The organism is Pseudomonas sp. FSL R10-0399 (assembly GCF_009600165.1).
Taxonomy (GTDB): Bacteria; Pseudomonadota; Gammaproteobacteria; order Pseudomonadales; family Pseudomonadaceae; genus Aquipseudomonas; species Aquipseudomonas helleri.
Window position 1 is genome coordinate 82,337 of sequence record NZ_WIWK01000003.1, and the last position, 25,431, is coordinate 107,767.

Annotated in this window: 18 protein-coding genes and 1 pseudogene; 8 read left to right on the forward strand and 11 right to left on the reverse strand. The window is 57.2% G+C overall.

Features of this window, described 5'->3' with window-relative positions; genetic code table 11:
- Positions 1-39: 39 nt before the first annotated feature.
- Positions 40-534, reverse strand: a complete 495-nt coding sequence (locus GHO41_RS01565; protein ID WP_153432754.1) for a DUF934 domain-containing protein — start codon at positions 532-534, stop codon at positions 40-42.
- Positions 518-2,176, reverse strand: coding sequence for a nitrite/sulfite reductase (locus tag GHO41_RS01570; RefSeq protein ID WP_048371678.1), 1,659 nt, complete (start codon positions 2,174-2,176; stop codon positions 518-520). The genes GHO41_RS01565 and GHO41_RS01570 overlap by 17 nt, the downstream gene beginning before the upstream one ends.
- 607 nt (positions 2,177-2,783) lie before the next feature.
- Between GHO41_RS01570 and GHO41_RS01575 the strand changes: the two genes are divergently transcribed.
- Together GHO41_RS01575 and GHO41_RS01580 are read left to right on the forward strand one after the other, a co-directional pair.
- A complete protein-coding gene (locus GHO41_RS01575) occupies positions 2,784-3,032 on the forward strand; it encodes a DUF465 domain-containing protein (RefSeq protein WP_048371676.1) in 249 nt (82 codons plus the stop codon).
- Positions 3,033-3,141: 109 nt separating this feature from the next.
- Positions 3,142-3,438 carry a putative quinol monooxygenase gene (locus GHO41_RS01580; RefSeq protein ID WP_048390444.1) on the forward strand — a complete coding sequence of 99 codons (297 nt, stop codon included), beginning with the start codon at positions 3,142-3,144 and terminating at the stop codon, positions 3,436-3,438.
- A gap of 46 nt (positions 3,439-3,484) precedes the next feature.
- Here the strand turns inward: GHO41_RS01580 and GHO41_RS01585 are convergent, their stop codons facing one another.
- Positions 3,485-5,257: an acyl-CoA dehydrogenase C-terminal domain-containing protein gene (locus GHO41_RS01585; protein ID WP_153432756.1), complete on the reverse strand. Its 1,773-nt coding sequence runs from the start codon at positions 5,255-5,257 to the stop codon at positions 3,485-3,487.
- Between the two features lie 36 nt (positions 5,258-5,293).
- The gene (locus tag GHO41_RS01590) at positions 5,294-6,916 is read right to left on the reverse strand and encodes an acyl-CoA synthetase (RefSeq protein WP_123749528.1); all 1,623 of its coding nucleotides are present in this window, start codon (positions 6,914-6,916) and stop codon (positions 5,294-5,296) included.
- Between the two features lie 178 nt (positions 6,917-7,094).
- Here GHO41_RS01590 and GHO41_RS01595 point away from each other — a divergent pair, with 178 nt between their 5' ends.
- Positions 7,095-8,906, forward strand: a complete 1,812-nt coding sequence (locus GHO41_RS01595; RefSeq protein WP_153432759.1) for a PAS domain S-box protein — start codon at positions 7,095-7,097, stop codon at positions 8,904-8,906.
- A 3-nt stretch (positions 8,907-8,909) separates the two neighbouring features.
- A complete protein-coding gene (locus tag GHO41_RS01600; RefSeq protein ID WP_048371669.1) occupies positions 8,910-9,554 on the forward strand; it encodes a response regulator transcription factor in 645 nt (214 codons plus the stop codon).
- A 253-nt stretch (positions 9,555-9,807) separates the two neighbouring features.
- Here GHO41_RS01600 and GHO41_RS01605 read toward each other — a convergent pair whose 3' ends face one another.
- The 3 genes from GHO41_RS01605 to GHO41_RS01615 form a co-directional block, all read right to left on the reverse strand.
- Positions 9,808-11,436 (reverse strand): Na/Pi cotransporter family protein, encoded by a 1,629-nt coding sequence (locus tag GHO41_RS01605; protein WP_153432761.1) that lies wholly within the window; start codon positions 11,434-11,436, stop codon positions 9,808-9,810.
- A gap of 90 nt (positions 11,437-11,526) precedes the next feature.
- Positions 11,527-14,241 (reverse strand): magnesium-translocating P-type ATPase, encoded by a 2,715-nt coding sequence (gene mgtA, locus GHO41_RS01610; protein ID WP_153432763.1) that lies wholly within the window; start codon positions 14,239-14,241, stop codon positions 11,527-11,529.
- A gap of 228 nt (positions 14,242-14,469) precedes the next feature.
- Positions 14,470-14,709, reverse strand: coding sequence for a hypothetical protein (locus GHO41_RS01615; protein ID WP_153432765.1), 240 nt, complete (start codon positions 14,707-14,709; stop codon positions 14,470-14,472).
- A 624-nt stretch (positions 14,710-15,333) separates the two neighbouring features.
- On the opposite strand from GHO41_RS01615, the gene xerC reads away from it, so the two are divergent.
- The 3 genes from xerC to GHO41_RS01630 all read left to right on the forward strand — a co-directional run bounded on the left by xerC (position 15,334) and on the right by GHO41_RS01630 (position 18,402).
- Entirely contained in the window at positions 15,334-16,179 is an 846-nt protein-coding gene (gene xerC, locus GHO41_RS01620; protein WP_153335393.1) for a tyrosine recombinase XerC, read from the forward strand.
- 88 nt (positions 16,180-16,267) lie between these two features.
- Positions 16,268-16,474, forward strand: a complete 207-nt coding sequence (locus GHO41_RS01625) for a PLD nuclease N-terminal domain-containing protein (protein WP_048371663.1) — start codon at positions 16,268-16,270, stop codon at positions 16,472-16,474.
- Positions 16,475-16,848: 374 nt separating this feature from the next.
- On the forward strand, positions 16,849-18,402 hold the full coding sequence (locus GHO41_RS01630) for a TerC family protein (protein WP_153432767.1): 1,554 nt from the start codon (positions 16,849-16,851) through the stop codon (positions 18,400-18,402).
- A 195-nt stretch (positions 18,403-18,597) separates the two neighbouring features.
- On the opposite strand, the gene GHO41_RS01635 is transcribed toward GHO41_RS01630, so the two are convergent.
- The 3 genes and pseudogenes from GHO41_RS01635 to GHO41_RS01645 all read right to left on the reverse strand — a co-directional run bounded on the left by GHO41_RS01635 (position 18,598) and on the right by GHO41_RS01645 (position 23,588).
- Positions 18,598-21,018, reverse strand: a complete 2,421-nt coding sequence (locus GHO41_RS01635; RefSeq protein WP_153432769.1) for a glucose/quinate/shikimate family membrane-bound PQQ-dependent dehydrogenase — start codon at positions 21,016-21,018, stop codon at positions 18,598-18,600.
- 340 nt (positions 21,019-21,358) lie between these two features.
- Positions 21,359-22,935, reverse strand: a pseudogene (locus GHO41_RS01640) (aldehyde dehydrogenase (NADP(+))).
- 17 nt (positions 22,936-22,952) lie between these two features.
- Positions 22,953-23,588, reverse strand: a complete 636-nt coding sequence (locus GHO41_RS01645) for an isochorismatase family cysteine hydrolase (RefSeq protein ID WP_153432771.1) — start codon at positions 23,586-23,588, stop codon at positions 22,953-22,955.
- Positions 23,589-23,847: 259 nt separating this feature from the next.
- Between GHO41_RS01645 and GHO41_RS01650 the strand changes: the two genes are divergently transcribed.
- Positions 23,848-24,345 (forward strand): helix-turn-helix domain-containing protein, encoded by a 498-nt coding sequence (locus GHO41_RS01650; protein WP_323368825.1) that lies wholly within the window; start codon positions 23,848-23,850, stop codon positions 24,343-24,345.
- Between the two features lie 296 nt (positions 24,346-24,641).
- Here the strand turns inward: GHO41_RS01650 and GHO41_RS01655 are convergent, their stop codons facing one another.
- Positions 24,642-25,067 (reverse strand): GNAT family N-acetyltransferase, encoded by a 426-nt coding sequence (locus GHO41_RS01655; protein WP_153432772.1) that lies wholly within the window; start codon positions 25,065-25,067, stop codon positions 24,642-24,644.
- Positions 25,068-25,431: the final 364 nt, after the last annotated feature.

Consider the following 25,431-nt stretch of genomic DNA (forward strand, 5'->3'; position numbering starts at 1 on the left):
AAACAGCCCTGAGGTTCGCTCAGGGCTGTCACGCTGTGCTTAACGACGACGGAACAGAGGCATCGGCTCGTCGGATGAAGACTGGTAGGTCACCGAAAAATCTTTCAGGCCTTCAAGTGCTTCATACGGGTCTTTGTCAGCGCGAATGGCAAACGCGTCAAAGCCGCAACGGTGCAGATAGAACAACTGGTCACGCAGTACATCGCCAATGGCGCGCAACTCACCTTTGAAACCATAGCGGTCGCGCAGCAGACGGGCGTTGGAGTAGCTGCGGCCATCGGTGAACGCCGGGAAGTTCAGGGCAATCACCTGGAAGTGCTCAACGTCCTGGCCAATCTCTTCGGCTTCTTCATCGCTGTCCAGCCACACACCTAGGCCGCCGTCACGGGCTTTGAGGGCGTGAGCATGCTCGCGCCACAATGCCAGCGGAACGATCAGGTCGTCACAGTTGGAAATACCGTCGAAGGTTGCGTTCTTTGGCAGCAAGTGCCAGGTTTCGTCGATAACCTCGTTGTTCTTAATTATTCGCTGCATAGACGCGCTCCTTGAAAGGGTCGATGCCGATACGTTGGTAAGTGTCGATAAAACGCTCATCTTCATTGCGTTTTTCAACATAGACGTCGATCAGCTTTTCAATCACATCCGGCATGTCATCTTGTGCGAACGATGGGCCAAGGATCTTGCCCAGGCTGGCATCACGGCTGGCGTTACCGCCCAGCGACACCTGGTAGAACTCAGCGCCTTTCTTGTCCACGCCCAAAATACCGATATGACCGACGTGGTGGTGACCACAAGCGTTCATGCAACCGGAAATATTGAGGTCCAGCTCACCGATGTCGAACAGGTAGTCCAGGTCTTCAAAACGGCGCTGGATCGATTCGGCAATCGGGATCGACTTGGCGTTGGCCAGCGAGCAGAAGTCACCGCCCGGGCAGCAGATCATGTCGGTCAGCAAACCAATGTTCGGCGTGGCGAAGCCTTGTTCGCGCAACTCGCCCCACATGGTGAACAACTGGCCTTCTTCAACATCGGCCAGGATGATGTTCTGCTCGTGGGAGGTGCGCAACTGCCCGAAGCTGTAGCGGTCGGCCATATCGGCAATCGCGTCCCACTGCTTGTCGGTCACGTCACCCGGCGCAACACCGGTGGGTTTCAACGACAGGGTAACGGCAACATAACCCGGCTTTTTGTGGGCCAGGGTGTTGCGGCTGCGCCAGCGGGCAAAGCCTGGATGCTGCTTGTCCAGCTCGGCCAGTTCAGCGCCGAAGTCAGGCAGGGCTTTATAAGCCGGGTCAACGAAGTGTTTGGCGATCCGTTGAACTTCCGCTTCGGTCAGCGTGGTCGAGCCGCCACGCAGGTGAACCATTTCGGCCTCAACGCGTTCAGCAAAGACTTCAGGCGTCAGGGCTTTTACCAGGATCTTGATCCGGGCCTTGTACTTGTTGTCACGACGGCCATAGCGGTTGTAAACACGCAGGATGGCTTCAAGGTAGCTCAGCAAGTCTTGCCACGGCAGGAATTCATTAATGAATGCGCCGACCACCGGCGTACGGCCCAGGCCGCCACCCACGAGTACACGGAAGCCCAGATCGCCTGCTTCGTTGAACACAGGCTCCAGGCCGATGTCGTGAACTTCGATGGCGGCACGGTCAGACGCCGAGCCATTGATCGCAATTTTGAACTTGCGTGGCAGGTAGGCGAATTCCGGGTGGAAGGTGGTCCACTGACGAACGATTTCGCACCATGGGCGCGAGTCAATCAGCTCATCTGCCGCCACACCGGCGAACTGGTCGGTGGTGACGTTACGCAGGCAGTTACCGCTGGTCTGAATGGCATGCATTTGCACGGTCGCCAGTTCTTCCAGAATATCGGGCACGTCTTCGAGAGCCGGCCAGTTGAACTGTACGTTCTGGCGGGTACTGATGTGGGCGTAGCCTTTGTCGTAGTCGCGGGCAATCTTTGCCATCATTCGCGCTTGACGCGAAGTCAACTGGCCATACGGCACGGCAACCCGCAGCATTGGGGCAAAACGCTGGACATAAAGGCCATTTTGCAGGCGCAGAGGGCGGAACTCTTCTTCGCTCAGCTCCCCTGCCAGGTAGCGTCGGGTTTGATCTCGGAACTGCTTTACGCGGTCCTCGATGATCCGCTGATCGTACTCGTCATATACGTACATATAGGTCCTGTTCTCAGGCTGCTTACAGCTTATCTGCGCGCACGGCCGCGCACTCCCCACGGAGCGGTCGCAAGATACCAGTTTGTAGTTATGCGCAAAAGTGATGTTTAAGCATATGCAAAGAACCAAAGCGACTATAAGAGGCTGATTCTCAATCACTTACTTGTACAAAGGGTATTGCGGGTCTTTACTTAGAGACATTCTTCTAAGCATTCACCCATAAAACCGAAAAAAGGCGATGCGATGAGAACTCAAATGAAAGTGCGTAAAACCAGCAGCAAAGTCGATGCGTGGGCCATTCTTTTCCTGGTCATCCTGGTAGCGGCCGCCGCGCTGTTCTGGAGCAGCCATTCATAAACGGTGCCTCCTGGGCCATCAAGTATCTTCAGTATCCCCCAATCGGTTTCCTCTCCTTCGGGAGAGGACAGTGTGGGGGGCTATTGCTTTATGTACACATTCATTGCTCGCTGACAGAAAGACAAGCGCGGCTTTCTCACTGCCCGGATGCGTGGTATTGCTGTAGTGGGTTCATCACGGATGGAACCTTTTGCGCAGGCTCATCCTCAGAGTCTGAAACCGTCACCGAAACGTTCAATGAGGTGCATCTATGCCAGTCAAACATGATTTGCCATTGGATTTGGGCTTCTCCAAAGAGGCTCTCGACACGCTTAAAGGTCAAGACCCGCACTTGGCTGCGTTAATTGAGAAATACACAGTGGCTGACAAGCAGGTGGTAGAGGCCGAGGCGCCCAGTGCGCTGGGTGTGACTGATGAAGTGTTACTGGCGCTCAAGGAGAAGCGGCTGAAAATCAAGGATGACATCGTAAGCCGTCTGGCCAGCCAGGCGGCCCGCTAATCCTTTGAAGGTGTTCTTGGCGGCCAATTTTTTGCACGCTACAGATGTTTCTGTCTCTGTGCCGTAGTAGGGTTGGCGTGTTCAAGAACACCACTCCCAGGAAGCCGAAATGTCCAACATCATCAAAATCGTTGCTGTATTGCGCGCCAAGGCCGGTCAAGAAACGACCGTCAAACAAGCGCTGCTGGCGTGTGTGGAAGGCTCACGCAAAGAAGAAGGCTGCACGTTCTACGATCTGCATATTGACCGTACCGATCCGCAGCGCTTTGTGTTTATCGAAGGCTGGAAAGATCTGGCGGCCATCGAGCACCACAAAACAACGCCACACTATTTAGCGATGGCCAAGGCCGTTGCGGACTTGCTGGAGCACCGTGAGGTGCTGGTGCTGGATGAATTGAGTCTCTAACCCGTAAACGGCGGCCTCGAAAGGGCCGCCGTTTTCAGTGGGCCTCTTAAAAGCTCGCAGCGTCCAGTTCAAACAGTGATTCGCTGCCCGCGCGTATCGACTGTTCCAGACTGTCGATGCGTGGCAAAAGCCGCTTGAAATAGAATCTCGCCGTGGCCAGTTTCGCCGTATAGAACGCCGGATCCGCCTCAAGGGAGCCCTGGGCAACATCTGCCATGCGCGCCCACAACCAGGCGTATGCCACATAGCCAAAGACCTGCAGATACTCAACCGAAGCTGCGCCGATTTCATTGGGGTTGACCTTGGCTTGCGCTTGCAGCCAGTCGCTCAAGTCTTCAAGCCGTTGCACCGCTTGTAACAGTTGGTGCTGGTAAGGCTTGCCCGGTTGCGCGGCAAACTCGCGGATCTGTGCGGTGAACAAACGCAGCGCTACGCCGCCATTGGCAATCACTTTGCGGCCCAGCAAGTCCAGCGCCTGAATACCATTGGTGCCTTCGTAAATCTGCGCGATACGCACATCGCGCACCAATTGCTCTTGTCCCCATTCACGAATATAGCCGTGGCCACCAAACACTTGTTGGCCCAGTACGCAACTGTCGAGCCCGGTGTCAGTGAAAAAGGCCTTGGCCACCGGCGTCAGTAAAGCCACCAGTGCTACGGCGTCCTGCTGCTCTTGCGCATCCGTTGAGTACTTGCTCAGGTCCAGTTGCTGGCCCACATAGCTGGCAAACGCACGGCCGCCTTCGGTCATGGCTTTCATGCTCAGCAGCATGCGCCGCACATCGGGGTGAACGATGATCGGGTCGGCCATTTTGTCGGGCGCTACTGCACTGGTCGGCGCCCGGCTTTGCAGGCGTTCGCGGGCGTAGGTACGGGCGTTTTGGTATGAGGTCTCGGCACAGCCGATGCCCTGAATACCGATGGACAGGCGCTCGTAGTTCATCATCGTGAACATGGCCGCCAGGCCCTTGTTGGCTTCGCCGATCAACCAGCCTTGGGCGCCGTCAAAGTTGATTACGCAGGTTGCGGACGCCTTGATGCCCATTTTGTGTTCGATAGAACCGCAGCTCACGGCATTGGCGTGAGCCAGCATGCCGTCGGCATTGACCTGCACCTTGGGCACCAGGAACAGCGAAATACCACGCGGCCCGGCCGGCGCGTCCGGCAGTTTGGCGAGGACCAGATGGACAATGTTCTCGGTCAGGTCCTGATCGCCACCGGTGATGAAAATCTTGCTGCCACTGAGGCTGAAGCTGCCGTCGGCCCGGGGTTCGGCACGGGTGCGGATAAGCCCCAGATCGGTGCCGGAATGGGCTTCGGTGAGGCACATCGAGCCTGCCCAGCGACCTTCATACATCGGCGGCAGGTACGTTTCTTTAAGCGTCGTGCTGGCGTGAGCGTCAATGGCCAGGCAGGCGCCGGTTGTCAGCGCCGAATACAGGGCAAAACTGGAGTTGGCGGCGTAGAGCATTTCTTCAAATTGCACGGCGAGCATCTTGGGCATGCCCAGCCCGCCAAAGTCCGGGTTGCCTGACAGGCCGACCCAGCCACCCTCAATATAGGTGTCATAGGCCGCCTTGAACCCTTGTGGCGTGCTGACCTTGCCCGCGTGCCATTGCGCACCTTCTTCGTCGCCACTGCGGTTAAGAGGGGCGATCAATTGGCTGGTGACTTTGGCCGCTTCTTGCAAGATCGCATCAGCAGTGTCGGCATCAACGTGCTCGGCCAGAGCGGGCAGGCGCGCCCAAAGTGCTGGCGCTTGAAATACTTCGTGCAGCACAAAGCGCATGTCACGCAGCGGGGCATTGAATTCAGGCATCACAAAACCTCGTCAAACATTTACACAAATGGAGGGTTACAAGGCTTTGGCCATGTCACGCAGTACGTATTTCTGGACTTTGCCGGTGGAGGTCTTGGGCAGAAGGGTGAAGACCACGGTACGCGGGACTTTGAACCCGGCCAGATGCTCGCGGCAAAAGGTAATGATGTCGGCTTCACGCACCTGCTGGTGGTCGGCCTTCAGGGTGATGAACGCGCAAGGGGTTTCGCCCCATTTTTCATCGGGGCGCGCCACCACGGCCGCTTCCATGACGCCTGGATGGCGATACAAGACCCCTTCAACTTCAATGGTGGAGATGTTTTCGCCACCGGAGATGATGATGTCTTTGAGGCGGTCGCGGATTTCCACATAACCGTCCGGGTGGCACACGGCCAGGTCGCCGGTGTGGAACCATCCGCCTTCAAACGCCTCTGCGCTGGCGCTGGGGTTTTTCAGGTAACCCTTCATCACCGTGTTGCCGCGCATGAATATCTCGCCCATGGTTTCGCCGTCACGCGGGGTAGGCTTCAGGGTTTTCGGGTCGGCCACCATCACGCCTTCCAACGTGGGGTAGCGCACGCCCTGGCGAGATTTGATCTGGGCGCGTTCGGCCAGGGTGTGTTCGTCCCATTTGTCATGCCAGGCACAGATGGTCACCGGGCCATAGACCTCGGTCAGGCCATACACGTGGGTGACTTTGATGCCCATTTCTTCCACTGCCCCAATCACTTTGGCCGGGGGCGCCGCGCCTGCGACCATGGCGTTAACCGGGTGATCGATAGCTGCCTTGGCTGATTCCGGCATGTTCACCAGTGCATTGAGCACAATCGGTGCGCCGCACAGGTGGGTAACCTGGTGTTCACGAATCAAGGTAAGGATTTTTTGCGGGTCGACCCGGCGCAAGAACACATGCACCCCGGCCAGCGCGGTGATGATCCAGGGGTAGCACCAGCCGTTGCAGTGGAACATCGGCAGGGTCCACAGGTACACCGGGTGATTGCCGATGGCCCAGACCATCTGGTTGCCCAGAGAGTTGAGGTAAGCGCCCCGATGGTGATAGACCACACCTTTGGGGTTACCGGTGGTGCCTGAGGTGTAGTTGAGCGCAATGGCTTGCCATTCATCTGCGGGCCATTGCCAATCGTAGTCCGGGTCGCCTTCGGCAAGTACCGCTTCGTAATCCAGCGCGCTGACTGGCTGACCCTCACCGTACTCGGGGTCATCCACGTCGATGATCAACGGTGGATGATCAAGCATGGCCACTGCCGCGTGGATCACTTCATGGAATTCGCGGTCGGCAATCAGTACCTTGGCCTCGCCATGGGCCAGCATGAAGGCGATGGCTTCGGCGTCAAGGCGCACATTCAGGGCATTGAGCACGGCGCCGACCATGGGCACGGCGAAATGCACTTCGAGCATGGCAGGAATATTGGGCAGCATCACGGCGACGGTATCGTTCTTGCCGATCCCGCGCCCGGCCAGCGCGCAGGCCAAACGACGGCAACGGCTGTAGGTTTGCGCCCAGGTGCGGCGAATGGAACCGTGGATAACGGCGGGGTAGTCGGGGTAGACGCTGGCTGTGCGCTCGATAAAACTCAGAGGCGACAGGGCAATATGGTTGACGGCAGTAGGCTCAAGCCCCTGCTCAAAAATCGACATGATGGTCATTCCGGTGGCTGATTGTTAGCTCTAATGGCTGCCCGCTCTTATGCTGTCGAGAGGGTCAGTTTTATGTCCGGTCTGAGTTATAGCTCAGTTTGTATTTGATGTGGAAGTAATACCTAAGCAATATAGTATTTGTTCTATATTGAAGCGTGACTTAACCTGCGGATGTCCCATGCCTGTTTCGCTGCTCACCTATGACCCGCAACCTTCAGTAGTCCTTGACGCCGCTGGCGCGCCGCTGACGGTCAACCAGGCACTGTCACGGCTGCTGGCTGGCACACCACTGGCCGAGGTGCGCAAGTGGCTACCGGGCAATATCGATGAGCTGGTACGCGCCTGCCTGCAACAAGGGCGGGCGATTGAGCAGGTCCAGGCGCAGTCTGCGCAACACCTGTGGCTGTGGACGCTGATACCGATACCTGAACGCCAGTGTGTCGTGGCCCGTGGCCGGGAGGCGAGTGATGAACTGCTGGCCGGGCGTGAAGCGGCCAAGGCCCGGCGCCTTTACCGGCTGATTACCGAGAACACCACCGACCTTATCTCACGGCATACCCCGGACGGGCGTTTTCTCGATGCCTCGCCAGCCTCCTGGACGTTGCTCGGCTACTGGCCCGAGCAACTGCGCGGCAGCCGCGCACAGCGTTTGTTTCACCCGCATGACCTGGCCCAGGTGTTGCGCCAGGCCCGTGATGCACTTGAGCTCGATGGTTACCACACCATGACCTACCGGATTCGCCATCAAGCCGGGCATTACCTGTGGTTTGAAACCGCCAGCCGGGCAATTCGCGAAACCTATACCGGCGCGGTGGTTGAGGTGGTCAGTGTGTCGCGAGACATCACCGCGCGCATTCAGGCGGAAGAAAACAAGCGGCGCTTGGCTGAAGTGGTCGAGGTCAATCCTGACCCGGTGCTGTTTATTGATCCGGCGGGCGGGGTGTCTTATCTCAACCCGGCGGCAAAGCGAATTCTCGGTTTATCGTGTGGGAAAAGCGTGATTTCGCTGGCGGATTTTTTAAGTGCTGGCGATTTGGCGCAACTGCAGTCTGTGGGATGGCGCAGTGCTGAAGAACACGGCTTGTGGAGCAGTGAGGCCCGTCTGCAGCCGTTGAATGGCGAACCCTCAGTGCCGGTGTCTTTATTGCTGCTGGCCCATCGCGCCACCTCGGGTGAACGGTTTTTCTCACTGGTGGCCCGTGACATGCGCGAGCGCGAACTGCGTGAAGCCCAGCAGCGTCATCATCAGGATGAGCTGGCCCATACCGCCCGGCTGGTAACCCTGGGGGAGCTGGCGTCCGGCATCGCCCACGAAATCAACCAGCCGCTGGCCGCGGTGATGAATTATGCGAATGCCAGCCAGCGTTATCTGCAAAACCTGGCCACCACCCCCGACGCTGCAACCCGTGTCGCTCAAGGGTTGGAACGAATTACCCTGCATGCCGGCCATGCCTCGCAAGTGATCAAGCGTTTGCGCGGTTTTTTACGCAAGGGGCGGCGCACATTGCAAGCGCTGGACGTCAGTGAAGTGGTGCGCCAAGCGGTGAACCTGTGCGCGTGGGAAGCCCGTGAGCGACAGGTGACGATTGAGCAGGCGTTGCCGGCCATTCTGCCGCTTGTGTATGCCGACCGGGTGTTGCTGGAGCAGGTGTTGCTCAACCTGTTGCGCAATGCCATTGACGCCAATTGCGAGCAGCAGCCGGGGCAGCCTTCGCGCATCCGTATAAGCGTGCAGACCGAGCGTGCTGGCGAGTTAAGCATCAGCGTCGAGGATCAGGGCCCCGGCGTCACGGCCGAACAATTTGAGCAACTGTTCACCCCGTTTTACACCAGCAAGGCCGAAGGGCTTGGGCTGGGTTTGTCGATGAGCCGCAGTATCATTGAGGGCTTGGGCGGCGAGCTTGACGCCGAGCCGCAACCCCACGGGCTGCGCATGTGCTGCCGCCTGCCACTGATGGCCATCACCCCACAACAAGAAGAGAGCAATTAAGCCATGACAACCCCGCAGCACCACGTGGTCTACGTCGTCGATGACGATCAGGGCATGCTTGATTCAACTGTCTGGTTATTGGAGTCGGTCGGCCTGAATGCAGTGCCCTTCACCAGTGGTCAGGCTTTTTTGCACGCCGTGGATCCGGCCCTTAACGCCTGTGTAGTACTGGATATCCGCATGCCCGCCATGGGCGGCCTGAATGTGCAGCAAGCGTTACAGGAACGCGGGTTAACCCTGCCGGTGATTTTTGTCAGTGGCCACGCCGATGTACCCATTGTGGTTCGTGCGTTCAAGGCGGGCGCCCATGATTTTATCGAGAAACCCTACAACCAGCAGTTGCTGCTCGACAGTGTGCAGCAGGCCTTGAGCGGCGGTAATGCGCGGCAAAGCGCCAGTCAGGAGTTAACGGAGCTAGAGGCCCGCTTGCTCAGCCTGACACCCCGTGAGCGCGATGTGTTGTTGCCGCTGGTCAAGGGCTACACCACCCGTGAAATTGCTGAGCAATTGGCGGTGAGTGTAAAAACCATCGACCTGTATCGCGCCCGCGTGATGAAGCGCATGCAGGCCGAGCACTTGCCGGACCTGGTGGGCATGGCGATAGCAGCGGGGCTGGTGGATCCACTTAAACTGCGGGCAACGCTGTAAAGCTTGCCTTGCGATCTTTTCAGAAGATTAAAAGATCGCGAGGCGAGCTCGTTCTGATCAAACACAAAATAAGTGATTGATTCCTAAGGCCCTGTAGGAGCGAGCTTGCCTCGCGATCTTTTGATCTTGATCTAAGAGCATCCCTCACCCTAGCCCTCTCCCGAAGGAGAGGGAACCAATTGGGGGATGCTGACGATATTCGCTGTCCTGTTTGATGCGCGACAGCGCGGCGTCGAAGACGGGGCGGCCACTCCTACAGGTTAAGGGTGTCCGGGGTGTTGCGCTCGAGCACTGGATAGCCCAACGCGGCGATGTGGTGGTGCACGCGGCGGTAGTCGCGCAGTACACGCTGGAAGATATCGCCTGACTCGGCCCAGGCGGTTTTGTCGTTTTGCAGTTTGCGAAAGTGCTCGCGGCTGGCGCGGGCTTCGAGCTGGCGGACAATTTCTTTGTGGCTCACCAGCCTGTTTGCCGCCGCTATGTCTTCGCGCAAGAAAGCCGTGATTGCCAGGTTTAGGCTGTCCAGCAAGGCCAAGTGCAGGCCCTGGATGTGCTGCATCTCAAAGGTCGAGAAATGTTCGCCACGGCGGGCCCGGCGAATCGCCAGTTGCGCCAGATTGATGAGGATGTCGCCCGCATGCTCCAGGTTGATCACGAACATGAGGATTTCCTGGGCGCGATCGGCGTCATCGTCGCTCAAGCCTTCCTGGCCTATGTCCGCCAGATAGGCGCGAATCGCCGCGCTTAACATATCCACGGAGTGGTCCAGCTGGCGCACCTTGTCGAAAGCCGCTTGATCGGGCTTTTCGAACAGTTGCAGCACCTGATTGAGCATTAGCGACGCCATGTCCGCCAGCCGTAACGCTTCACGCACGGCATTGGAAAGGCCGATATTGGCCACTTCCAGCCCGGCTTCGTCCAGGTACTGCGGCATACCCGGGTCTGCCGGCCGCTCTTGTTGCGGGAACAGGCGGCTCAGGCCGTTGGCCATTGGCTCGATCAGGCCAATACACAGCACTGCCAACGCCAGGTTGAACGCCGTATGCAAGTACACCACCAGGTGCGCAGGGCCGAGGTTGGTCTGGGCCAGTTGGTCGGCCAGCAGCGGCAGCCACGGCAACAACAGCACTGTCCCCAGCAGGCGAATCAGCAAGTTCCCCACGGGCAGACGACACGCCACGGTTGAGCCGGCACTGAGTACCGAGGGCAACGCGCCGCCGACGTTGGCACCCAGCACTAAGGCCATGGCGGTGACCGGGGCCATCATTCCGGCTCCGGCCAGGGAAGCAATCAACAGCACCACGGCCACGCTTGAATGGCACAGCCAGGTCAGCAACACCGCGGCCACGACAGCTATGATCAAGTCGCCATCCAGGCTTTGCATGACTGCACGAAACACCGAGGTGGCCTCCATGTGGCTCAGGGTTGCACTGAGCAGCCCCAAGGCCAGTAGCATCAGCCCCAACCCGATCAGCGCGCAGCCGATGCTTTCGTAGCGTGAGTCGTCGCGCAGGCGATACACGATAAAACCGGCCAGCAGCATGATCGGTGTAGCCAGCGACGTGTCGAAGCTCAGCAGTTGCACCACCAGGGTTGAGCCAATGTTGGCGCCGAGCATCACGGCCAACGCTGGCGCCAGGCTCAAGGTGCCGGCGGCGGTAAAAGAGGTGGCCATCATGCTCACGGCGGTGCTGCTTTGCAGCACGCCGGTGATGCCAATGCCGGATAGCAGTGCCATCCAGCGGTTATTCAGATTGCGCCCCATCCAGTTGCGCAGTTGGGTGCCGAAACCGCGCAGCAGCGCGGTAGAAATCATATGAGTGCCCCACAGCAACAGTGCAATCGCACCGGCCAAGTTGAGCAAGAGAGTGGTTCCTGACATGAGGAATCTCCACAAAACAAACATTCATGTTTACGCCATCTACACACACGGCCGGGCTGACGCGAAACCGCGTCAGCCCGGCTTTTTACGTCAGTACCACTGTTTGAAACGGCGGATGTAAATAGTCTTCATCAGTTGTGCGACGCAGCAGTAGCTGACCAGCGTCGCGACCAGCCACGGGAAGTACGCCAATGGCAGCGGTTCCAGGCCCACCAGAGTGCCCAGCGGCGAGAACGGCACGTAGATGCCAAGGGCGATGACAATGAGGGTCATCATCATGACCGGCCATGCGGCGTTGCTCTGGAAGAACGGGATCTTGCGGGTGCGCAGCATATGCACCACCAGGGTTTGCGAGAGCAGCCCTTCGATGAACCAGCCGGACTGGAACAAGGTTTGCACGTCGACATTGTTGGCCTTGAACACGTACCACATCAGGGCAAAGGTGGTGATGTCGAAGATCGACGAGGTTGGCCCGATCCAGATCATGAAGCGGCCAATGTTCTTGGCGTCCCATTTACGCGGCTTTTGCAGATACTCCTTGTCCATCCGGTCCCATGGCAGTGCCAGTTGGGAGATGTCGTACATCAGGTTTTGCAGCAGCAGGTGAATCGACAGCATGGGCAGGAACGGGATAAAGGCGCTGGCCACCAGCACCGAGAACACGTTGCCGAAGTTGGAGCTGGCGGTCATGTTCAGGTACTTCATGATGTTGCCGAAGGTTTCGCGACCTTTTAGCACGCCTTCTTCGAGCACCATCAGGCTCTTTTCCAGGAGGATGATGTCAGCCGATTCCTTGGCAATATCAGTACCGCTGTCCACGGAAATACCCACATCCGCATCACGCAACGCCGGGGCGTCGTTGATGCCGTCACCGAGGAAGCCTACGGTGTGACCATTGGCCTGTAGCGCCTTGAGCACCCGGGATTTCTGCAATGGTGTGAGCTTGGCAAAGACCGTGCGCTGCTCGACTTCGTGCTTGAGGGTTGCGTCGCTCATGGCTTCGATTTCCGGCCCCAATAGCGGGGTTCCGGGCTCAAGGCCAACTTGACGGCAGATTTTGCTGGTGACCACCGCGTTATCGCCGGTCAGTACCTTCACTGCCACGCCAATGTCTTGTAGGGCACGGATGGCCGGGCCTGCAGTTTCTTTCGGTGGATCGAGGAAGGTCAGGAAGCCGCGAATCACCAGGTCGCGCTCATCTTGGGTGGTGTACTGCTTCTGCGCGTTAGCCTTGGGGATGTCGCGGGTGGCGACCACCAGTACCCGGAAGCCGTCCTCGTTGTATTCAGTGGCCCGTGCCAGCAGTTCAGCGCGGCGCGCGGGATCAAGTGCTACACGCACACCGTCTTCCATCACGTGGGTAGAGATGCCGAGCATTTCTTCAACGGCGCCTTTGCACACCAGCAGGTGATCGCCACGGTTGTCCTTGACCACAATCGACAGGCGACGACGCTCGAAGTCAAACGGCAGCTCATCGACCTTGCTGTAGGCAAAAGGCAGCTTGAACTTTGGATCGCGCTCGGAAAACTGCACCACCGCTTGATCCATCAGGTTGCGGATACCGCTTTGGTGATAGCTGTTGAGCCAGGCCAGCGCCAGTACCGATTCATCGCGTTGGCCATCAGGGCCGACATGGTGCTCGAGGATGATGTGGTCTTGGGTCAGGGTGCCGGTTTTGTCAGTGCACAACACGTCCATCGAACCGAGGTTCTGGATGGCATTGAGGCGTTTGACCACGACTTTGCGCTTGGCCATGGCGGTGGCGCCCTTGGCCAGGTTGGCACTGACGATCATCGGCAGCATTTCCGGGGTCAGGCCGACCGCCACCGCCAGGGCAAACAGGAAGGCATCGCCCCAATCGCCCTTGGAGAAGCCATTGAGGAAGAACACCACCGGCACCATCACCAGCATGAAACGGATCAACAACCAACTGACGCTGTTTACCCCGCGATCGAATGCAGTTTGTGAGCGCGAGCCGACAATCGCCTTGGCCAAAGAACCAAAGTAAGTCCGAGGGCCGGTCGCGACCACCACGGCACGGGCCGTACCGCTGACCACGTTGGTGCCCATAAAGCAGATGTTGGGCAGGTCCAGCAGGTTGCTTTGATCAGCCGCAGCGTTGGAGGCCGACTTTTGCGCCACATTGCCCAGGGTGTCGTATTTCTCTACGGGCAAGGCTTCACCGGTGAGCACTGCCTGGCTGATAAACAGATCGCGGGATTCGATCAGGCGTATGTCGGCGGGGATCATGTCCCCGGCGGACAGTTGCACGATGTCGCCGGCCACCAGTTCACGCATAGGGATTTCCAGCACTTTGGCGGGTGCGCCAACGCGTTCACGGCGCAATACCGTCGCCGTGGTGCGAACCATGGCTTTAAGAGCTTCGGCGGATTTGGCCGAGCGGTGCTCTTGCCAGAAGCGCAGAAAACTGCTCAGGCCCACCATCAAGGCAATGATGATGACTTTGGTCAGGTCGGTTTCTTCACCGTCACGCAGAGGCAGCCAGTAATCGGTGAAGAAGCTGATAACCCCCAAGGTCAGCAGTACATAAATGAAAGGGTTGTGCAGCGCCATCATGAACTGCACGACCGCGTGAGGCGGCTTGTCGTGAGCCACTTCGTTATAGCCTTCATGTTCCAGGCGATCAGCTGCATCTAGCAGGGTCAGGCCATCCGTGGTGGCCCGGACATTGGCCAGGGTGGCGGCCAGGCCGTTTTGCGCTTCCCGTGCAGCGCGCATCGACAATTTGCTGTTTTCGCCCGCGTTGTTCTTGTCTCGAACGTTGCTGTTTTTTACCGCGCTCATGGTCATACTCCTGTCGCCAACGCTCGACAAAACATACCTTGGCTTGCCGTATTCAAGACGAGCCAAAGTATGCCGAGTCGCAGATATCGCGATCGGTTTTAATAAGTGTTTAAGTGCGCTTTAAATGCCCGCTACAACAACTAACTTAATAGTTGCGCAGCGGGTGGCTACTGGCTTCTTCCATAGGGAACTCCAGTTATTCAACAGTGGTCTAAGGCCTGTCAGTGGTCAGCGCCAGGCGCGACTCTGAGGCTCCTGAAGGTCGGCCATGCTCCAGCGCTGCTCCAGTTGACCTGTGGCAGGGCTGACGCGCCAATGCACCTGATGGTGCGCAGGTTTTGCGCCGAAAACGGGGGATGAGAAGGGCATGCGGGCGGAGCGCGCAGTGCCGGGCTCACGGGCCAATTTAACCCGCATGCTTGAGGTAAAGGCGCGAACGCCAGGTAGAACAAAGGCTTTAAAGGTCATAACACACCTCGTAACCGGACAACTGCCGGGGAGGTCGTTACGTTGGAGCGTCAAGCTCTAGCGCAGTTGACCTCGCCCAGCAGGCGAGTCCCGTCAATGTCTGGATTGGGCGCCCGGTCAGGCGTTTTCACGCAGGCCGGGCAGCGACTAGATACTGTGTCCATTAGCTTCTTTTGTGAGTGAGTAAAGTGCCGACTGAGTCGGCCCATGCAATCTACTGAGACGGGTATATCAAGTCAACGTTAAACACCAGCAAGTGCGGGCGGTACAGGGAGTGTTCAGCAACTTGAAAGAGTGCATTGAAACTTAAGTTTCAATAAGGCAGTTATATGACAGTTACAAATTAATAACACATCACCTATACCGTGTAGGAGCGAGCTCGCCTCGCGATCTTTTGATCTTAATAATTAAAAAGGTCGCCGCCATCGTCCCTCGGTAGCGCATCCAGCGAGCCAGCCTAAGGCTATAAGTGCGCGTCGGATCTATAGGTTTGGGTTATATTACGGCGTGTTTCAACCCGTACCGAGAGTGGTTGTGTCGATTAAAGACCCCGCAGCATTACAGCTTGTTCAAGCGCCTGTAGCGCTTTACCTGCAACAGTTGGCAGCGTCCAGCCGCCAGACCATGCGCTATGTGCTGCAGGACGCGGCTGATCGTTTGGGCGTCGATGATGTCGCGATTGAGGAATTCCCCTGGCATCAACTGCAGCCGGGGCATATCACGGCGTTGGTGGCGGCCCTGCGTACCGATGGTTACGCGCCCAATACGTCGTCTTTGTATGTGAATGCGATTCGCGGCGTGATGAATCAGGCCTGGCAGCAGAGCCTGATCACTCAGGATCAACTGCTTAAAATTCGCGCGGTCAAGGCGGGCGGTGGTTCGCGGCTGATCAAGGGCCGCAACCTGCGCCGCACGTTGATCCGCGAGCTGATGGATGTCTGCGCTGCGGACCCGCGCCCTCAGGGGCTGAGGGATGCCGCGATCATTGCGATTCTGTACGGCTCGGGCATGCGCAAATCTGAGTCGGTGAACATGGACTTGCGTCAGGTCAACATGGCTGAGCGCAGCTTGCAGGTCTTGGGCAAAGGCAACAAAGAGCTGATCAAGTTCGCCCCGGCCTGGGCCTTCGAAAAGCTCCAGGTCTGGCTCGATTTTCGCCGCGAGCAACTGCCCGAAGGCGTCAGCGACGACACGTTTTTGTTCAACCGGATTCGCCGTGGCAGCCACATCACCCGTGAGCGCATCACCAAACATGCGATTTACTACATCGCCAAGCAGCGCGGTAAACAGGTGGGCGTGGATATCATGCCCCATGACTTTCGCCGCTCGTTCATTACGCGGGTGATTGAGGAATATGACGTGTCGATTGCTCAGAAACTCGCCCACCACGCCAACATTGCCACTACCGTCAGCTATGACATGCGCGATGACAACGAGCGACGCAATGCAACTGACCGCTTTTCGCTGTAATGCCCACCAGCCGCCGAAGCATTTTGAAAAATTAATGAACCCTCGCGCCTACAGCCCGCCTAAAGTTATATAACTAGCGAGGTGATGTATGGAAATTCCTACGTTTTGGGCTGTGTTAGCCGTCATTCTGCTGCTACTGGAGCTATGGACCATTCGCGGGGTGCTGAGAAGCAATGCACCGGTGAACAGCCGGTGCATGTGGGTGGCCGTGGTGATCTTTGTGCCGTTGTTCGGCATGTTGGCGTGGTTGCTGGTGGGCGCCAAAAAACACGCCCACCCCAAGGCTTCGAGCTAGCACCGTGCCTGGCGATGATGAGCGTTGCGATTATCCAGCCCGGATAATCGCTAACGCCCATCGCATGTGTCGCTTGCAGTGGCATAGGAAGGTTGAGCAGCAGGCGATGTAAAATCTTGTAATAACAATATGCGCTGACTGATGCGGGAGTCGCTGTAGGATTGCCTCCCGAATTTCATCAAGGCCTATATGAACACCCTCCTGGAGCCTCCCAGTTTTTTCTTGCACCCCGCATCCGTTTTGCGCTTAGCCGCCACTCTTGAATCTCCCACGTGTTTCCCAAATTTATTGGGCACGGGCAATACGCCCGTCGCTTCGCATGCTTGTGCGCGTCATTTGTTGACCCCGATGTTTCGAGAGGCTGAATAACCGATATGGAATGGATTGCAGATCCCACGGCCTGGCTTGGCCTGTTGACATTGATCGTGCTGGAGTTGGTGCTCGGCATCGATAACCTGGTGTTTATTGCCATTCTGGCGGACAAGCTGCCACCTGAGCAGCGCGACCGAGCACGGGTTATCGGCCTGACACTGGCCCTGTTGATGCGTTTGGGCTTGCTGGCCAGCATCTCGTGGATGGTCACACTGACCGAGCCGTTGTTTGAAGTGTTTGAAAAGTCCTTTTCTGGCCGCGATTTGATCATGCTGTTTGGTGGCCTGTTTCTGTTGTTCAAGGCGACCATGGAGTTGCATGAGCGACTGGAAGGCCACGTTGCCGAGCGCAAGTCGAATGCGGTGTACGCCATGTTCTGGCCGATCGTTGCGCAGATCGTGGTGCTGGACGCAGTGTTCTCCCTCGACGCCGTGATTACAGCAGTGGGCATGGTTGAGCACTTGTCGGTCATGATGATTGCCGTGGTGATCTCCATCGGCCTGATGATCATTGCCAGCAAGCCGTTGACCAAATTCGTCAACAGCCATCCGACGGTGATCATGCTCTGCCTGGGCTTTTTGATGATGATCGGCTTTAGCTTGACGGCCGAAGGCTTGGGCTTCCACATCCCTAAAGGCTATCTGTATGCGGCCATCGGTTTCTCGATCCTGATCGAGCTGTTTAACCAGGTCGCCCGCTCGCGCCGCAAACGCAGCTTGCAGGGCCTGCGGCCGATGCGTGAGCGCACGGCCCATGCGGTGATGCGCCTGCTGGGTGGCCGTAAGCTGAACGAGGATGAAGTGGGTGAGGAAATTGCCGACATGCTTGAAGGCGGGGAGGCTGAAGAGGTCTTCCATCGACGTGAGCGGATCATGATCAGCGGTGTGCTGCAATTGGCTGAACGCCCGATTCGCACAGTGATGACTCCGCGTGCCGAGATTGACCATATTGATCTGACCGACTCTGAGGAACAGATCCGCACCACCCTGATGCATTCTTCGTACTCGAGATTGCCATTGATCAGGGAAGGGCGCATCGATGAGCCGTTGGGCTTTGTGCACAAAAAAGAGCTGTTAAAGGAACTGTTGGCCGGTCACAAACCCGACCTCGAGGCGATGGCGCGCAAGGCCATCAACCTGCTGGACAGCTTTACCATCCTCAATGCCCTGGAGCAGATGCGCAAAGAGTCGACTCACATTGCGTTTGTGATCAACGAGTTTGGCGACTTTATCGGCATCCTGACCATGACCGACATTCTTGAGTCGATTGCCGGTGAACTGCCGGACGCCAGCGAAATTGCAGGTCCGAATATCGTGGCGCAAGGGGACGGGTATTTGGTCAGTGGCGCCTTGAACCTGAGCCAGATCAGTCGGCATACCGGCTTTACTGCAAGGCCTACGGATGATTATCAAACACTGGCCGGCATGGTCATGAGTTTGCTGGACCGTTTGCCGGTGGTTGGCGACAAACTGACGTGGGAAGGCTGGAGCCTGACCGTGGTTGAAGTCGAAGAACGCCGCGTTACGCGGGTGTTGTTGACGAAAGAAGGGTTGTAGCAGCTGCCGAGTTTTACGAGGCTGCGTGAGGCGGCGCAACCGTCGTAAGCCTTCAGTTATATCCGGAGTTATGGATTTACGATTGCTTCGTAATCGAACGTAGCCTCGCGGAGCTCGGCAACTGCTACGAGGGAAACCCTTGGGAGCCGGACAATAAAAACCCGCCTGTTCAGGCGGGTTTTTATTTACAGCACCTTACTGGTTGTCGGGCAACGCGTAAGCAATCACGTAATCACCACGATCAGGCGACTGGCGTGCACCACCGGCGGTGATCACCACGTATTGCTTGCCGGTTTTCGGCGAAACAAAGGTCATCGGGCCACCTTGGCTGCCAACGGGCAAGCGGGCCTTCCAGGCTTCTTCACCGTTGGCCGAGTTGAAGGCGCGCAGGTAGTAGTCTTGGGTGCCGGCAATAAACACCAGGCCGCCTTGGGTGGAGAGGGTGCCACCCAGAGTTGGCATGCCAATTGGCAATGGCAGCTTCATTTTGATGCCCATTGGGCCCGTGTCTTCAACAGTGCCCACGGGTACTTGCCAGGCAATTTTCCGGGTTTTCATGTCAATGGCGGTTAGCGTGCCGAAAGGTGGCGCCTGGCATGGAATGCCGGCCACGGACAGGAAGCGGTTTTTGTTCACGGCATACGGCGTACCTTTAAGCGGTACAGCGCCCATGCCTGTGTTAAGTGCTTCGCCACCGGAAGACGCCTTGGCGTCTTTTTTCTGCGGCACCATCTGGCTCCACAAGCCCAGACGCATGTCGTTGACGAAGATGAAACCGTGCACCGGATCAGTCGACAGGCTGCCCCAGTTCATGCCACCCAGCGACCCCGGAAAGCTCAGCGAAACGTCAGTACCTGGCGCGGTGTACAGGCCGTCGTAGCGCATTTTCTTGAAGGCGATACGGCACAGCATCTGGTCAAACGGCGTGGCGCCCCACATGTCCGACTCAGTCAGCGTTTGCGCGCCGATCTGCGGCATGCCCACCGATTTTGGCTGGGTTGGGGAGTAGGGTTCGTTCGGGATGTTCGAGGCCTTGACCGGAACTTCTTTCACTTCAGTCAGCGGCTGACCGGTGTGGCGATCCAGCACATAGATCTGCCCGGCCTTGGTGCCGATCACTACGGCAGGCACTTGAGAACCATCGGCCTTGGTGAAGTCGATGAGGCTTGGCTGCATCGGCAGGTCAAAGTCCCACAAGTCATTGTGGACGTTTTGATACACCCACTTTTCATCACCGGTGGTAGCGTTCAGTGCCAGTATCGAGGCGCCATAGGTGTGATCCAGCGAGGTACGTTCGACACCATAAATGTCGGTGGACGAACTGCCCATCGGCAAGAAAACAGTGTTCATCAACGGGTCATAAGACATCGGCGCCCAGCTGTTCGGCGTGCTGCGAACGTAGGTTTTGCCGTCAGCAGGAGCCTGTTTGTCTTGCGGGTTGCCCGGGTCAAAAGCCCAGCGCATGGCGCCGGTGACCACGTCGAAGCCCCGAATCACGCCGCCTGGCATGTCGGTCTGCACGTTGTCGGCTACACGACCGCCCACCACCACGGTCGTACCGGCCATCAACGGCGCGGACGAGAGCTGGTAATAAGAGTCAGGCACATCGCCCAGGCCGGCTTTCAGGTCAACCTGGCCGTGGGTTCCGAAGTCTTCGCAGAACTTGCCGGTGTCGGCATCAACCGCAATCAGGCGGGCGTCGATGGTGTTGGTCAACAGACGGCGCTGGCAAGCGGCACCCGGCGCCACATTGACGGTAGCGGCCGGGGTGCTGCCATCGGTTGGGGCGGCGATGGCAGCGGTCGCATCAAAGTAAGCCAGGCCACGGCAACGCTGCCAGACCGCCGACTTGGCGTTGATTTCGTTCTTCCACAGCTCTTTGCCGGTGTCGGCATCCAGCGCGATGATGTTGTTGTGCGGGGTGCAGATGAACACCTTGTCGCCCACTTGCAGCGGGGTCATTTGGTCTTCTGCGCCGTTGCCATCGCTGAACGCAATGTCGCCAGTGTGGTAAGTCCAGGCTGGCACCAGCTTGGATACGTTGCTGCGGTTGATCTGGTCCAGTGCGGCAAAGCGGCTGCCACCTTCGTCATTACCGTAGTGTTCCCAGTTTTTCTGTGCTTTGGCTGGATCAACCTTGGTCAGGCCGGGGCCGTCACCTGTAGGTGCAACCGACGCGTGGGGCTGAAACATTCCCCAGAAACCAACAACAATGGCCACTGCAAGGGCAGCGCTCAGCGTATAGCCACCGTTACCCTGCAAGCCATTGGCCTTGCGTAGCGTCGGGTAAGCCAACGCCACTACCAGGCTCAATACGGCCAGGGCAAACAGCCGTGAAACCAGTGGCCAGAACACCAGCCCGGCATCTGCGACCGACCAGATAACCGATGCCACCATCACCGCTGCAAACAGCCAGGCACCGACCACACGGCGTTTAAACATCAGCACCGAAGCAACGAGCATCCCGATACCGGCAAGGACGAAGTACAGGCTGCCGCCGAGTGTGGCGAGGTAACCGCCGCCCGCTATAAACAGCAAGCCGAAGACCAGCACGCCCAAGGCGGCGATCCAGATTGGCCAACGGCTGACAGTGGCCGCAGGTTGAGACTTATTCATGGCGCATGACCCTATAGATGCATGAAAGTGATAAGGAATTCAGGGTAACCAGCCCATAACACTAGCGCTGATTTCCACGAAGGAAGCTCAGGCGGATGCCGCATCGTCTGGAACAGACAGATGCACATGGGTTATGAACTAAATGGTTAATTACCGACACAATATCAAAAAAAATGCGCCTGCGACAAATTGTCAGTCGCCATGAACGAGAAACACTGTTGTGGAGCGCGTAACAATTGAGGGGAGAAGGTGGGCGATACAGAAGGAGAGTGGCGGGTTTGTTTGCTGCTTGCGGGCCCCACGAACGGGCACGATGCCGCCTTCGTGGGGCTGGTTTAGATCAGGCTTTAGCCAGTTCACCTTCAGTCAGGCGCCAGATACCCGCCGGATTGTTGTGCTTCAAGGCTTCAGGCAGCAAGTCGTCCGGGAAGCCCTGGTAGCAGACCGGCCGCAGGAAGCGCTCGATTGCCGTCATGCCACCGAGGTAAAACGACTGTCTGACGTTGCAGGAAAAGGCCCGCCGTGAATCGACGCATAGGACACTTCTTGGGGATGCGCGAACGCGTTGATCACAATGCGGCCCGTGCGACGTTCCAGAATAGGTAACAAGCGGGCGGCGAAGGGGTGATCGGCCTGGTCAATCTGCATCGTCGCACTCAATTGGCCCTGGAACTGTTTGGCCAGTGTGATCAGTTGCTCTGTATCGCTGACACGCACCAGTAGCGCAGCAGGCCCGAAAACTTCCTGCCCCAGTGTTGCATCAGCCAGCATCTGCGCACCGTCAACTTCGAAAAGCACCGACTGGCCGTCCCATGGGCGTTGCGCTTCACTGCCAGCCGCGATGAGTTGCGCACCCGCATTGCTCTGCCGCTCGACATTCTTGCGATAGGCACTGTTGATGCCTGGTGTGAGCATGGTGCGCGCTTGCATGGCCTGGACGCGGGCAATCATTGCGCTCTTCAGGTCGACATAACCGGGGCCGTCGACTGCTAGCAAAATGGCAGGTTTCAGGCAGGCTTGGCCAACAGTGACCAGCATCCGCTCTGCAAACCCGTCACCGATCTCACCACCGCGGGTTGCGAGGGCTGCGGGCAATATGAAGGTCGGGTTGACGCTGGTCATTTCAGTGAAGACCGGAATCGGATCCGGACGCAGTTGTGCCCGGCGGTAGAGTGCCATGCCGCCCACTTCCGAACCGGTGAAGGTGACGCCCTTGATCAGCGGATGATCAACCAGCGCCTCGCCGATCTCATTACCACCGCCGCGAACCAATGAAAACACGCCCTCGTGCAGGCCAGCGTCTTTAACTGCTTGCTGAATGACCCGGCCCATCAGTTCCGATCCGCCGGGGTGAGCGTTGTGCGCTTTCAAGATCACAGGGCAGCCTGCCGCCAGCGCCGAAGCGGTATCGCCGCCGGCCACTGAATAGGAGATCGGAAAGTTACTCGCACCGAAGATCGCCACCGGCCCCAGGGCAATTTTTTGTAAACGATGATCCATCCGCGCACGCGGTTGACGCTCGGGCTGCGCCGGATCAATGGCCGCCTGGCGGAATCGCCCTTGATGGACAACCGCGGCAAATTGACGAAACTGAGTCGCCGCTTTCGCTGTTTCACCTTCAAGTTGTGCGACTGGTAAACCACTTTCCAGTGAAATGCGTTGCGCAAGTTCGGCGGTGATCGCCTCAAGTCCGTCGGCGATACGCTCTAAAAACGCCGCTCGGTCGGCCAGACTGGAGTTGTTAAAGCTGTCGAATGCGTCGTCGGCCAACTGCGCGGCACGATCGACTTCGGCTGAGCCACCCAATGCGAACGAAGGTTCTATCTCGGTGTTCGTTGCGGGGTTCAGCGCTTTCATGGTGCCGGCGGTAGCAGATACTTCCTGAGCGCCGATAAGCAAATGACCTGTGAGTTTCATGGCGAGTTCCTACGGCGTCAGGCGCGGGTGGCAGCGTTCAGGGAAGTGGTCACATCGGCTGTCGTCAAAATTTCGTGAGCGAAAGTCGGGCCGTTCAGTTCATGGGCGGCATGCATCATTTCTTTTTTGAAGGCTGCCGTGGCGTCGCGCACGAGGGTGACGTGATAACCCAGCTCCATCGCAAAGCGGCTTGTGGATTCGATGCAGGTATTGGCAAGCAGGCCGATGACGATCACATGGGTGATGCCTTGCTGCTTCAACTGAAAGTCCAGATCGGTATTGGCGAACCCGCTTTGGCCCCAGTGTTCCTGAATGATGATGTCGCCGTCTTGCGGCACGAAGTCCGGGTGCCATTCACCGCCCCATGTGCCCTTGGCAAATGTGTGGCGTTGCTGCACCAGGCGTTGGGTCGGGTTGGGGTGGTCCCAGTTGTCGTAATCACCTGGCTGCCAGCGACGGTGCGGCACGTAAAACACCTGGACATCAGCAGCGCGGGCTGCAGCGACCGTAGCGCGAAGATTGTCCAGCAGATGAACCTCGTCTGCGACTTCCTTGAGCAACGGAAACAGCTTGCCACCGTGCGATAGAAAGTCGTTATACGGATCAACCAGCAGCAAACCAGTGCGCTCCGCGCGGTAGACGGGATGAGTCATGGCGTTCTCCACTCATAAGATAATTGCGACCCAAGACCCCGTGGTCTGATGCCTTGTGATCTCTCACAGATCGAATGCAGTCAGCAAAATCTAGCACTATGAAAATCATAGCGTCAACAACCGTTGGGCTGCCAGAGACATTCACACCTGCGTAAAACCATCCTTAACAGTGACTCTAGATGAGAGGAGGGCAGTGCACGTGCGCGGCCAAAACTGCTCGTGTTACTATGAATTTAATAGTTAGATCGGGAGGTACAGCGTGAAACGTGATGCAGAAATAGCCGACACGGTATGCCCGGTAGCGCGGTCGTTAGACATTGTGGGTGACCGATGGACCCTGCTGATCCTGCGTGAACTGTTTATGGGCGCCACTCGCTTCGAAGAAATACAAATCCAGACCAAAGCGACACCGCAAATGCTCACGACGCGCCTTAAAGCCATGGAGGCGGGCGGGCTGATCGAACGTCACCCATACAGCCAAAAACCGTTGCGCCATGAATATCGACTCACCGAAAAAGGCCGGGCGTTTTATCCCGTCATCTACGCGCTGCGTGCATGGGGAGAAACCTGGTCCAAAGGCGAGGAAGAAGAGATTGCCGTACGTTTTACCCATCGCGAGTGCGGGCACGACATTGGTTTGGGGACTGTGTGCCCAAACTGTGGCGTACACGTTGAGCGTAAAGATCTGGAAGCAAAAATGAGCGAACAATTTGCCGCAGAACGCGAACAAAGGCGGGTGGCGTATAAAGGAAAGTAAAAAGCTAAAAGTTGCGGTTATTTAACTCTACTAAATGACTGTTTAGTTGAGTTATATCCAAATAGTGCTTAGAAGATGCACTGGCTAAACATATGCGTGCTACTGAACAGGCCAGTGTTATTCATTTTCTGCTGGATTTTTGAGACAACCCTACAGCCATCAAGACACAGCCCGGTATCCAAAAACCAGCGTTTCCAGTGCCTAAACCCACGGCTAACATCGATATTCCTACTGCAAACACAATGCTTTCTCCATGTGTGAGGGCCTGTAGCAAGAGGCGAAATCTAGCACAAAAATTAGCCTGGGTAGCACATCAGATATTCGGCGTGGCCTGTTTGCTCGTCAATTTGCTCTTTGACCCGTTTAAAACCCTGCGACGTGTAGAAGCCGACACTGGACGTGTTTTCCTTGTAAACCGCAAGGCTCAACTCCTTGCGAAGACACTTGGCATGATCGAGTAACTGCTTACCAAAGCCTTTACATTGATACGCGGGATCAACAAACAAAGCAGCCAATTGGTTATCCAACAAAGAATCAAACCCCAAGACGCCTGACGAACCCTCAATGACAAAAGTCTCCCAGCTTGGAATATAAACGTCTCGCATCGACTCAATATTGGCTTGCCAAAAAGACGCGTCGATAAAATCATGTGCCTTGATGGATGCACTCAGCCAGATATCCAGCAGTCGATCCATGTCGCGTGGTTCAAATCTTCTGATCATCTTTAGTTCCAAAGAATTGGGATATGCGACGGTGGTGATTATGTATGCAAGGCGAGTGTTGAGAGGTTCGCATGTGGTGGGTGTGGATTGGTAGAGATGGATTGAGGGGGAAATTCCAGGAACGCGATTTCCTGGCTTGAAATCTGACCTACGCCGTGGCTGTGGGCGTAATGTAATTATTCGCATAATGTATATTATGTTAAATGATGTTTCATGCCGCGAAGATTTTCTAGCCCCCCCACAGGTTTAACAGCCCGCATCTGCCGTCAACTCTCTGAACAAGCCATGTACTTCGTGTGCACATGGCAAGTCGTCAGAAAAGACTCATCTATTGCTCCAGCAAGCTGATCGATACAGATCACTT